Consider the following 10,513-nt stretch of genomic DNA (forward strand, 5'->3'; position numbering starts at 1 on the left):
CCACCCCCCTCCCGCCCGAGCTGGAGCAGATCCGCGCCGCGGAGGCCACCAAGCTCTACGGCGACTCCGCCGAGCGCCCCCTGGACCAGCGGAAGACCTCGCTGATCTCGCTGGGCGACAGCGAGATCTCCGGGGAGGGCGTGGGCACCTACGAAGCGGGCACCAACGGCCCCGACAACTGGTGCCACCGCTCCCCGGACTCCGCCATCCACCGCACCGGCATCGCCGCCGACGTCACCTACAACGTGGCCTGCTCCGGTGCCAACACCACCAACATCCGGATCGGCGGCGGCAAGCAGTACGCCGACGAACTGGTGCAGAGCGACAGCCTGGCCATCAAGGCCCGCAACACCAGGATCAAGATGGTGGTGCTGGTCGCCGGCGCCAACGACGACCTCCAGTTCGGCCCGGTGATGACCGACTGCGTGGTCCGCTGGCTCACCCTCCAGGGCGCCTGCGCGCCCAAGTACCAGCCCGGCTGGCAGTCCCGGGTGGACGGCCTGGTCCCCAAGGTCGAGACGACGGTCCGGGACCTGCGCACCACCATGCGCGACGCCGGGTACGCCGACCAGGACTACAAGCTGGTCGTGATGGGCTACCCCAGCCCGATCGGCCCCGACGTCGAGGACAACCCGGACTACCCCGGCAAGATCCCCGGCGGCTGCACCGGATACGAGTCCGACACCGCCTGGGCCCGCGACAGCGCCGTACCCGCCTTCGAACGCGGCATGCGCAAGGCCGCCGCGGACACCGGCGCGATCTTCCTGGACAACTCGCGCCTCTTCCACGGCCACGAGGTGTGCAGCGACAACACCTGGGCCCGCGGGCTCTACATCGACCTGAGCAAGCCAGGACTCCCGGACGAGAACTCGGTCCGGCAGTCCTTCCACCCCAACAACCGCGGCCACGCCGCCTTCGCGGCCTGCCTCACCCAGCTCTACAACTCCTCGCTGCGCGAGGCGAGCTGCGCGGACGTGAACTCCAGCGGTCAGCCCAAGCTGTTCCCGATGGCCTGGGACGACGTCTACCGCCCGCTGCGCAACGAGGCGACCGGCAGCTGCGTGGACGCCTCCGGCGCGGTCAGCCGCAACGGGACGGCGGTGGTCGGCTGGGACTGCCACGGCGGCCGCAACCAGGGCTGGTGGTACGACGCGGCCCGCGGCACCCTGCTCACCGAGCTGTCCCAGGACCGCTGCGTGGACGTGCCCGGCGGCAAGTACACCGCCGGCACGGCCCTGGTCCTGTGGGACTGCCACGGCGGAACCAACCAGAAGTTCACCCGCGACGGCGCCACCCTCCGCCCGACCGCGGCACCGGACCTGTGCCTGAGCCTGGCCTCGGCGAAGGACCCGGTCCGCCTCCAGAAGTGCGACGGCTCGGCGAGCCAGCGATTCGCCTGACGGCACCCGGACGACCACGCGTGCGGGCCCTCCCGGTGGGGGCCCGCACGTCGTGGGCGGCACCCCTCGGGGCCGACCGGGAGACCCGGGGCCCGGGCGGGGCGGGCCGCCTGCGAACGGGTCAGCCAGGTTCTGGCAGGGCGGCTGCCATGACCAGATCAGCCGGACCCTGGCCGACCCGCGTATGCCAAGCTCTCCCACCATGGAGTTCCGCACCGCCACCCGCGCCGACCTACCCGCGATCATCGCCCTGCTCAGGGACGAGGAGAAGGTGGTCGACCCCGCCACCGTGGAGGTGGACGAGGCGTACGCCCGGGCCTTCGAGGCGGTGGACAGCGACCCGCGCAACGAGATGATCGTGCTGGTCGACGGCGACGGCACGGTCCTCGGCTGCCTCCAGCTCACCTACATCCCGGGCCTGGGCCGCCACGGCCAGGAGCGCGCCCTGATCGAGGCGGTACGCATACGGGCCGACCACCGCGGCGCCGGGCTCGGCCGCACCCTGCTGAGCTGGGCCATCGACCGCGCCCGCGACCGCGGCTGCACCCTGGTCCAACTCACCAGCAACAAGCGCCGCACCGAGGCCCACCGCTTCTACGCCTCACTCGGCTTCGCCCGCAGCCACGACGGGTTCAAGCTGGTGCTCTGACGGGGTGGAGGCGCTTCGCCTCAGACCGCGCCGAAGTCCAGGCCGCCCGCCTTGACGTCACCGATGAAGGCGGCCCAGGCAGCGGCACCGAACACGAGCGCGGGCCCGTCGGGGTCCTTGCTGTCCCGCACGGGGATCACTCCATGGAGGTTGTCGGCGATTTCGACGCAGTCGCCGCCGTCGATGTTGCTGTAGCTGCTCTTGCGCCAGTTGGCGGTGCTCAGGTCCGGGGTGCTTCGCATGGTGTGCAGTCCTCCATCGCCGCTCGGATCATCGCCTCGGAGTCTCGGGGCGACAGGGCCATGGCCCTGAGCAGATCGTAGTTGTCCCGTCGCTCTGCGACGTCCTTCGGGTCGTCGAAGACTTGTCCGCACCGGATGCCTTCCAGGTACGCCACCTGCTGCTTCGGATGCGAGTAAAGGTTGAGTGACCCGCCGAGTGCTGGGTGTTCGCCCGCCTCGAAGGGCAGCACCTGGATGGTGATTTGGGGCTTGGTCCCGTTCTCGATTAGGGACATGAGCTGTGATCGCATCACGTCCGCGCCGCCCACCGGACGTCGGAGTACCGCCTCGTCGAGGATGAACCAGCAGCGCGGTGCTTCCGGACCGTACAAGCGGGGCTGCCGGTCCATTCGGGCCTTCACCAAGGCCGCGATTTCCGCGTCAGGGGCATTCGGCTGGCCGATGCGCATCAGCCGATCCGCGTACGCGGGTGTCTGCAGCAAGCCGGGAGCAGTGGCGCACAGGTATTGCTCGATCACGGTCGCCTGGGCCTCGATCTCCAATGCCCGCCGGTACTTGGAGGGAAAGGGTTCCTTCTTGGCTGCGGCGTGCAGGCGGACGAAGAGCCCGTTCGTACCGAAGCAGGCGTCCAGCATGGCCGGGAGGTCGTCGTAGGGCAGAGCCTCCCCCGCCTCGTACCTCGCCAGCTGGGACTTGCTGTACTTGAGCACATCGGAGAGCTGCCGTAGCGACATCCCCGCCTTCTCGCGGTGGTAGCGCAGCTCCGCGCCGAACAGGTCGCGTACGGAGTGGTGCGGCGTGAGTTCACGCGGCTGGAATTTCATGGGCCCGCCCTTCCCGTCCCCTGGCGGCGCAGGGGACGCCTCAATGCTGTTGAGGCTAGGTACGGGTGCGTCACGATGGGCGCACTCAGGGTCATGACCACTCACGTGGGGGACCCCGGCGACCGGTCCCGGGGCATGGCCACCAGCTAATACACAAGGGCTGATGACATGTTCGACTCTATCCATCGACTCCTGCTCGCGTTAGGCCGGTTCTTCGCCCCGCGAGGACGCCATCGGGCCAACGGGGTGGCAGCCTGCCGCTGCCAGGGGCCGCGCGTGGTCCTCGTGCGGCCGTGGGACCCGCCGCGCCACCCCGTCGCCCGGCACCGCCGGAACCACGTCCCGCCGATCGACGGGGACGCCCTCACCCTGGCCCGTCCGTATGTCCTCGCGGGGGAGAGGCGGTGGGGCGGATGACGGACTACGGACCGGCGGCGCCCCGGCAGCGGTTGATGACCCTGCGCGTCTACTGGATCAGCCCCAAAGGGATCATCACCGAGGAGCGGCCCGAGGTGGAGATCAGGGCCGGGGACCACCTGCCCCCGCTGATGTCCCACGCGTACCCGCCCTGCGCCTGCCTCCGCTGCCGGGACCTGGGCCGGTCACCCAGAATCCACGATCACAGGGAGTCGGAGCCCGGTTAGGGAAATCCGTGAACCCCTGTCCGGGGACCGGGGAATAGAGGGTGAACGTCTCAGCGGGTGCCGCCCCGGGACGACGGAACGAACGGAGCATCAGTGACCGCCCATTCCCGGCTCACGCCAGACCGGGCACGTACCGACGACGCCGCACTGATCGAGCAGTCCGCGGCGGACCCGGAGGTCTTCGCGACCCTCTACGACCGCCACGCGGCCACCATCCACCGCTATGTGGCGCGGCGCCTCGGTCAGGATCTCGCCGATGACCTCGTCGCCGACACCTTTCTCATCGCCTTCCGTCGGCGCGGCGGCTACGACCTGAGCCGCCCCGACGCCCTGCCATGGCTGTACGGGATAGCCGCCAACCTGATCGGCAAGCACCGAAGAGCCGAGGTGCGTGCCTATCGAGCACTGGCCCGCACCGGCACCGACCCGGTGGCCGAGTCGTACACCGACCGGATCGACGGACAGGTCAGCGCGCAGGCCTCCAGCAAGCAGCTTGCCGCGGCACTCGCCGCACTCTCGGCGAAGGACCGCGATGTGCTGCTGCTCATCGCCTGGGCCGAACTCACCTACGACGCGGTCGGCCAGGCCCTCGGCATCCCGATCGGCACCGTGCGGTCCCGGCTGAACCGGGCCCGCAAGAAGATGCGCGCGGCGCTCGGCGGAATCGACCCCACTCTTGTTCAGGAGGTAGCCACCCGTGGATGAACTGCAGGCAGTACGCGAGATGCGCCCGTCGGCGCCGGAGCCCGACGCCGCCCGGCTGGCCCCGGGGCGCCGCTCCCTTCTCGCCGCCGCGGCCGGGGCGGACGCGCGGAGCCGCAGCGGGGCCCCGCGATGGCTGACCGGATGGGGGAAGCCCTGGCGGCTGGCCATCCCCGTGGCGGTGGCGGCGAGCGTGGTCGCCGGTGCGCTCGTCGTCGCGCCCGGGGACAAGGGATCGCCTCAGAAGCAGCAGGTGCAGACCGTGACCGTGGCCCAGGTGATGGAGCGGGCCGCCGAATCGGTGCGGCACCACAAGGTCATCCGGCCGCGTCCCGACCAGTGGATCTACAGCAAGATGGTGCTGCCGGAGCCGATTGATGTCGAGTCAGAGACGTGGGAGCGGTTCGACGGCAAGAAGTACGCCGAGCGCGACGAGCACGGCAAGATCGTCATCAGCGACGAGGAGCTGCCTCCCGGTGACATGGGCGACGAGGACCTGCCTTCCGATGACATGGCCGGTACCGAGCCGCAGGGATCCCAATCCTCGGAGGAGTTGCTCGACAACATCGCCAAACTGCCGACTGATCCACGGAAGCTGCTGGAGCAGATCCGCTCCGATACATCTTTCGACAGCGAATTCGATACCGACTTCCTCGACCAGACGGGACGGAAGAACCGCGAATTCCGGAGGATTTCCAACATCCTGCTCACGGGGTCCGTGCTGCCACCCGAGCTGAACGCGACCCTGTACCGGGCACTCGCCCTCATCCCCGGAGTCGAGGTCTTGGAGCAGCGGGTCGACGACGCCGCCGGCCGGAGCAGTCTGGCCATCAGGAGCATCGAGCGGGTCAACGGGAAGAACACTGCCGATTACCTCTTCCTGGACCCCAAGACCTACGCCTTCCGGGGGGCCGGCTGGGATGCCTCGGTGACCGGGAGGGACCCGAAGTTCGGCTGGGAGATCGCGGTGCTGGCCAACGCGGTGGTCGACAAGCCCGGCCAGACGCACTGACGCATGACGGACCCCGGCCGGAACCGGCCGGGGTCCGTCACTGCCCAGGTGCGCCTGCGGTGATCGCTGCGCAGCGATCGGTCAGTTGCCCAGTACGGAGCCGAACTCGCCGTTGCGGTAGGTGAACCCGAAGGACTTCTCGCTGAAGGAGGTGGCGCGGGTCGTGGTCATCCCGTCCTTCGAGCCGCGCAGCACCCAGTCCGCGCCGTCCACACCGGCCTTGGTCGCACCGGCGAAGACGTCCTCGCCGCGCGCGGCGACGACGACATCCGCCTTGCCGTTGCCGTTGATGTCGATCACGCGGACCCCGGAGCCGAACCAGTCGTACGCCTCCGACGCCCCGGGCACGCCGCTGGTCGCCTGGTGGAAGGCCTGGGCGCCGTTGCCGGTGAGACCGGCCGCCGATCCCTTGAACAGCACGACCTCGCCGGTCTGCTTGACACCGCCAACGGTCTCGCCCGGGGCGCCGGCCACGACGTCGTCGTAGCCGTCGCCGGTGACATCGCCGACGGCCACCGAGGCACCGAGGCGGTCGCCGTTCTCGTTGACGCCGGGCACCCCCGCGGTGTTCTGGTCGAGCTTGGCGGTGCGGTCCGCGGTGAGGCCGTCCGCGCTGCCGTAGCGCACGTAGACGTAGCCGGCGTTGTTGTAGCGGGGGTCTTCGTACGCCGCCTGGCCGGTGACCAGGTCGGTGAAGCCGTCGTGGTTCACGTCGCCCGCCGCGGCGGAGAAGGTCTCGTGGTCCCCCCCGTTGGGCCTGGCGCTGGGCACCGGGAGGGCCTTCTCCCGGACGACCTTTCCGTCGGCGTTCGCCCCGTACACCGCGGCGTAGTAGCAGGCGGCGTCGTCGCAGTCCGTCTCGCCGGTGACCGCCAGCTGGTCCCGGCCGGTGCCCTGGAAGTCGCCCGCGGTCAGTGTGGCGAACTCGAACTCCTGGCCACTGAGCACGGCCGTGGGCGAGGTGGTGCGGGTGAAGCCGTTCCCGTAGGTCCACAGCTGGCTGTCGGAGACCACGGCGAGCTGGTCGCGGCCGTCGCCGTCGAAGTCACCGACCGCGACCTGACGGCCGAACGCGGCGTTCCAATTGGGGTCGGCCTTGGCCGGGTTGCCGACGGCGATGCCGCCCCGGGTGAGGCCCTTCGCCCCGCCCCACAGGACGGTGACCGTGCCCGTGGCCCGATTGCCGGACGGCTGCTTCTGCCCGGCCGCCCCGACGACGAGGTCGGTGTACCCGTCGCCGTCGAGGTCACCGGTGGCGTAGGAGCTGCCGAAGCGGTCACCCGGCTCGGCGGTGCCCGGGACACCGGAGGAGTTCTGGGTGATGGTCACCGAACGGGCGGGGGACACACCGTTGGCGGAGCCATAGGTGACGGTCACCGAGCCGGCACCGGCGGACCCGCCGACGCGGGCGCCGGGGCTGGCCACCACGAGGTCGGCGATGCCGTCGCCGTTGAAGTCACCGGCCTTGGCGGTGACCGCGACCGCGCTCGTGGTGGGGGCCAGGGCCAGTGTCAGGCCCGCCGTTGCGGCGGCGACGGTGATGGCGATGGCCGAAGTACGTATCCGCAAAACACTCCACCTTCAGGAGACGAACTCTCAGGGCTGAAGCGGACCTTGGAGGATCCATCCGCTATGACCTTGGAGGTGAACGGATGGTTGTACGTCGGCGGTGGTGCGTTCACGCCAAGGTGAACGTTCGTACGCGGCCCAGCGCCCGAGCGTGAACCCGCTCCCCTCGGGCAGTACCGGGGGGCGGCGGTCGGGGCCCCGGGGAGGCGCTCGCAGGAGAGGCGGTGGCCAGGGTCGGGCACCGGCGCGAGGTCCACCGCGACCTGTAGCCGTGACAGGCCCCGCGCGCGGGGTCCGTCACCGGTCGGACGGGGCGGTGCCGGGCACGGGAAGTCACCCGGACCAGTGGGGGTACGAGGTCACCAGTGGAGGCCGGGTGCGCTACCTGGCGGATGAGGACAAGCGCACCGTCATCCTGGTCTATGCCTCTCCTCGGCACCCCAAGGACACCGAGCAACGCCCCCGCTCCCACGGGCCCCGTGCGACCGGGGCCCGTGGCCGGGGTGGCGGTGGCCGCCGGAGGCGTTACGCGCCCTGGCGGACCGGGATGGTGGTGACGAACGGCTGGGCCGGGCCCGGGTCGGTGAAGAAGTCGTTGCCCTTGTCGTCCACCACGATGAACGCCGGGAAGTCCTCGACCTCGATCTTCCAGACCGCCTCCATGCCCAGCTCCGCGTACTCCAGGACCTCCACCTTCTTGATGCAGTCCTGGGCCAGGCGGGCCGCCGGGCCGCCGATGGAGCCGAGGTAGAAGCCGCCGTGCGCGGCACAGGCGTCGGTGACCTGCTGGGAGCGGTTGCCCTTGGCCAGCATCACCTTGGAGCCGCCGGCGGCCTGGAACTGCTCCACGTAGGAGTCCATGCGGCCGGCCGTGGTCGGGCCGAAGGAGCCGGAGGCGTAGCCCTCGGGGGTCTTGGCCGGGCCCGCGTAGTAGACCGGGTGGTCCTTGAGGTACTGCGGCATGCCCTCGCCCGCGTCCAGCCGCTCCTTGATCTTGGCGTGGGCGATGTCGCGGGCCACCACCAGGGTGCCGGTCAGCGACAGCCGGGTCTTGACCGGGTGCTTGGTCAGCTCGGCCAGGATGTCGTCCATCGGCTGGTCGAGGTCGATGGCGACCGCGTCGAGGTCCGGGCCCGCGCCCTCGGTCAGCTCCTCCTCGGTGGTCTCCGGGAGGAAGCGCGCCGGGTCGGTCTCCAGCTGCTCCAGGAAGACGCCCTCGGCGGTGATCTTCGCGACGGCCTGGCGGTCGGCGGAGCAGGAGACCGCGATGGCGACCGGGCAGGAGGCGCCGTGCCGGGGCAGGCGGACCACGCGCACGTCGTGGCAGAAGTACTTGCCGCCGAACTGCGCGCCGATGCCGATCTTCTGGGTGAGCTCGAAGACCTTCTGCTCCAACTCCTTGTCGCGGAAGCCGTGGCCCAGCGGCGAGCCCTCCGCCGGCAGCTCGTCCAGGTAGTGCGCGGAGGCGTACTTCGCGGTCTTCAGGGCGTACTCGGCGCTGGTGCCGCCGACCACGATGGCCAGGTGGTACGGCGGGCAGGCAGCGGTGCCCAGCGAGCGGATCTTCTGCTCCAGGAACTTCATCATGCTCGCCTCGTTGAGCACGGCCTTCGTCTCCTGGAAGAGGAAGGACTTGTTGGCCGAGCCGCCGCCCTTGGCCATGAAGAGGAACTTGTAGGCGCCGCCGTCGGTGGCGTACAGCTCGATCTGGGCCGGCAGGTTGGTGCCGGTATTCTTCTCGTCCCACATGGTCAGCGGGGCCATCTGGGAGTAGCGCAGGTTCAGCTGGGTGTAGGCGTCGTGGATGCCGCGGGACAGGGCCTCCTCGTCACCGCCCTCGGTGAGCACGTTCTGGCCGCGCTTGCCCATCACGATCGCGGTGCCGGTGTCCTGGCACATCGGCAGCACGCCGGCCGCCGCGATGTTCGCGTTCTTCAGCAGGTCCAGGGCGACGAACTTGTCGTTCGCGGACGCCTCCGGGTCGTCGATGATCTTCCGGAGCTGGGCCAGGTGGGCCGGGCGCAGGTAGTGCTGGATGTCGTGGATCGCTTCGGCCGCCAGCTTGCGCAGTGCCTCCGGCTCCACCTTGAGGAAGGTGCGGCCGTCCGCCTCGAACGTGCTCACACCGTCGGCGGTCACCAGGCGGTACGGGGTGGTGTCTTCGCCGAGCGGCAGCAGGTCGGTGTAGGCGAACTCGGGCTGGGCGGGCTGGGAGTCGGCGGGCATCAGGGGCAATCCTCACTCGGCGGGCGGCGGTGGCTGGCTTCGTCGACAGCGCCCTCCAGCGTAGAACGCGGCTCCGGGTGCTCGGGGGTGAGGTTGCACTCAGCGGCGAAAGGGCCTTCGGCGGGCGAGCCGGCCGGTGGCAGCCGGTGTGTTGTCGCTATCGCGACCTATCGCGTTTCGCTAGGCTGTTCGGGTGGAAGAGCAGCAGCCGGTGCCATTGACCAAGCCCCTGCCCCTGTCGCCCGCGGCCGACCCCGAGTCCGCGGCCGTCCCCGAGTCCGCGGCCGACGCTGAGCCCGCGGCCGTCCCCGACACTGCCGGCGCTGTGCCCGCGGCAGCCACGGCGACCGCGGCCGAACCACGCGCGGTCGCGGGCGACTCCGCGGCCGGGGGAGCCGTGCCCACCGCCGAAGGCGCCGTCGCGGCCGTGCGAGCCGCGGGGGCGGTCGGGAAGAAGGGCGGGGAGCCGGCCGGAGAGAAGCCTGCCGAGAAGGCTCGGGGGGAGTCCGGTGCGAGGGCCGAGGAGGCCGGGGGCGAGCCTGCGGCGCCGGGGGTCATGGCCGGTCCCGAGGGGGAGCCCGACATCCGCGCCTCGGACGCGGACCGGGACCGGATCGCCGACATCCTCCGCGAGGCGCTCGCCGAGGGCAGGCTCGACGCCGAGGAGCACGCCGAGCGGATCGACGCCGTCTACCGGGCCCGGACCCGCGGTGAGCTGCGACCGCTCATCCGCGACCTGCCCGCCTCGGGGGGCTCCGCCGCGCCGGCCGCCGGCGACGGGGGCGGGCCGCCCCGGTCCGTACCCGCCACCCAGAACCTGGTCGCGGTGTTCGGCGGGGCGATGCGCCGGGGGCGTTTCCGGGTGGGCTACCGCACCAACGCCCTGGCGGTCTTCGGCGGGGTGGAGATCGATCTGACCGAGGCGGTCTTCGAGCAGCAGGAGATCACCGTCAACGTCTGGTCGCTCTTCGGCGGTGTGGAGATCAAGGTCCCGGAGAACGTCTCGCTGCGCGGCACCGGCACCGGGATCTTCGGCGCCTTCGACGTGGCGAGCTACGAGGCGCCCGATCCGCAGGCGCCGGTGATCCGCATCCGGGGGATCGCGCTGTTCAGCGGGGTGGAGGCCAAGGCGGTGCGGGGCAAGCGGTTGAAGAACCTGCGCGCCGGCTGAGCCCCCCGGCGGGCGGATGCGCACGAAATCTTCACATCCCCGTGCCGGCTCTGGCGCGAGGGCGGGGCGGAGGC

Annotated in this window: 10 protein-coding genes; 6 read left to right on the plus strand and 4 right to left on the minus strand. The window is 70.8% G+C overall.

Annotated features, from left to right (window positions below):
* The coding region (locus E4099_RS22200; RefSeq protein ID WP_135340873.1) for a ricin-type beta-trefoil lectin domain protein at positions 1-1,400 on the plus strand (1,400 nt) is incomplete at its 5' end.
* A gap of 202 nt (positions 1,401-1,602) precedes the next feature.
* The gene (locus E4099_RS22205; RefSeq protein ID WP_135340874.1) at positions 1,603-2,049 is read left to right on the plus strand and encodes a GNAT family N-acetyltransferase; all 447 of its coding nucleotides are present in this window, start codon (positions 1,603-1,605) and stop codon (positions 2,047-2,049) included.
* Positions 2,050-2,069: 20 nt separating this feature from the next.
* Here the strand turns inward: E4099_RS22205 and E4099_RS22210 are convergent, their stop codons facing one another.
* Together E4099_RS22210 and E4099_RS22215 are read right to left on the minus strand one after the other, a co-directional pair.
* Positions 2,070-2,291, minus strand: coding sequence for a DUF397 domain-containing protein (locus E4099_RS22210; protein ID WP_135340875.1), 222 nt, complete (start codon positions 2,289-2,291; stop codon positions 2,070-2,072).
* The gene (locus tag E4099_RS22215) at positions 2,270-3,115 is read right to left on the minus strand and encodes a helix-turn-helix domain-containing protein (protein WP_135340876.1); all 846 of its coding nucleotides are present in this window, start codon (positions 3,113-3,115) and stop codon (positions 2,270-2,272) included. Before E4099_RS22215 ends, E4099_RS22210 begins: the two co-directional genes overlap by 22 nt.
* A gap of 413 nt (positions 3,116-3,528) precedes the next feature.
* Between E4099_RS22215 and E4099_RS22220 the strand changes: the two genes are divergently transcribed.
* From E4099_RS22220 to E4099_RS22230, 3 genes are all read left to right on the plus strand, one after another.
* The gene (locus E4099_RS22220; protein WP_135340877.1) at positions 3,529-3,759 is read left to right on the plus strand and encodes a hypothetical protein; all 231 of its coding nucleotides are present in this window, start codon (positions 3,529-3,531) and stop codon (positions 3,757-3,759) included.
* A gap of 93 nt (positions 3,760-3,852) precedes the next feature.
* Positions 3,853-4,464: an RNA polymerase sigma factor gene (locus tag E4099_RS22225; RefSeq protein WP_135340878.1), complete on the plus strand. Its 612-nt coding sequence runs from the start codon at positions 3,853-3,855 to the stop codon at positions 4,462-4,464.
* Positions 4,457-5,473: a CU044_5270 family protein gene (locus E4099_RS22230; RefSeq protein WP_135340879.1), complete on the plus strand. Its 1,017-nt coding sequence runs from the start codon at positions 4,457-4,459 to the stop codon at positions 5,471-5,473. The genes E4099_RS22225 and E4099_RS22230 overlap by 8 nt, the downstream gene beginning before the upstream one ends.
* Positions 5,474-5,554: 81 nt before the next feature.
* On the opposite strand, the gene E4099_RS22235 is transcribed toward E4099_RS22230, so the two are convergent.
* Both E4099_RS22235 and E4099_RS22240 read right to left on the minus strand, forming a co-directional pair.
* The gene (locus E4099_RS22235) at positions 5,555-7,042 is read right to left on the minus strand and encodes an FG-GAP-like repeat-containing protein (protein WP_135340880.1); all 1,488 of its coding nucleotides are present in this window, start codon (positions 7,040-7,042) and stop codon (positions 5,555-5,557) included.
* Between the two features lie 525 nt (positions 7,043-7,567).
* Positions 7,568-9,268: a fumarate hydratase gene (locus E4099_RS22240; protein ID WP_135340881.1), complete on the minus strand. Its 1,701-nt coding sequence runs from the start codon at positions 9,266-9,268 to the stop codon at positions 7,568-7,570.
* 556 nt (positions 9,269-9,824) lie between these two features.
* Between E4099_RS22240 and E4099_RS22245 the strand changes: the two genes are divergently transcribed.
* On the plus strand, positions 9,825-10,439 hold the full coding sequence (locus E4099_RS22245) for a DUF1707 SHOCT-like domain-containing protein (protein ID WP_135340882.1): 615 nt from the start codon (positions 9,825-9,827) through the stop codon (positions 10,437-10,439).
* Positions 10,440-10,513: the final 74 nt, after the last annotated feature.

This window comes from Streptomyces palmae (genome assembly GCF_004684805.1).
Classification (GTDB): domain Bacteria; phylum Actinomycetota; class Actinomycetes; order Streptomycetales; family Streptomycetaceae; genus Streptomyces; species Streptomyces palmae.

Excerpts from the sequence above, each read along its gene's own strand:
- E4099_RS22210 (WP_135340875.1), bottom strand. The coding sequence starts at position 2,291 with ATGCGAAGCACCCCGGACCTGAGCACCGCCAACTGGCGCAAGAGCAGC.
- E4099_RS22205 (WP_135340874.1), top strand. The coding sequence starts at position 1,603 with ATGGAGTTCCGCACCGCCACCCGCGCCGACCTACCCGCGATCATCGCC.
- E4099_RS22220 (WP_135340877.1), top strand. The coding sequence starts at position 3,529 with ATGACGGACTACGGACCGGCGGCGCCCCGGCAGCGGTTGATGACCCTG.
- E4099_RS22240 (WP_135340881.1), bottom strand. The coding sequence starts at position 9,268 with ATGCCCGCCGACTCCCAGCCCGCCCAGCCCGAGTTCGCCTACACCGAC.
- E4099_RS22245 (WP_135340882.1), top strand. The coding sequence starts at position 9,825 with ATGGCCGGTCCCGAGGGGGAGCCCGACATCCGCGCCTCGGACGCGGAC.
- E4099_RS22215 (WP_135340876.1), bottom strand. The coding sequence starts at position 3,115 with ATGAAATTCCAGCCGCGTGAACTCACGCCGCACCACTCCGTACGCGAC.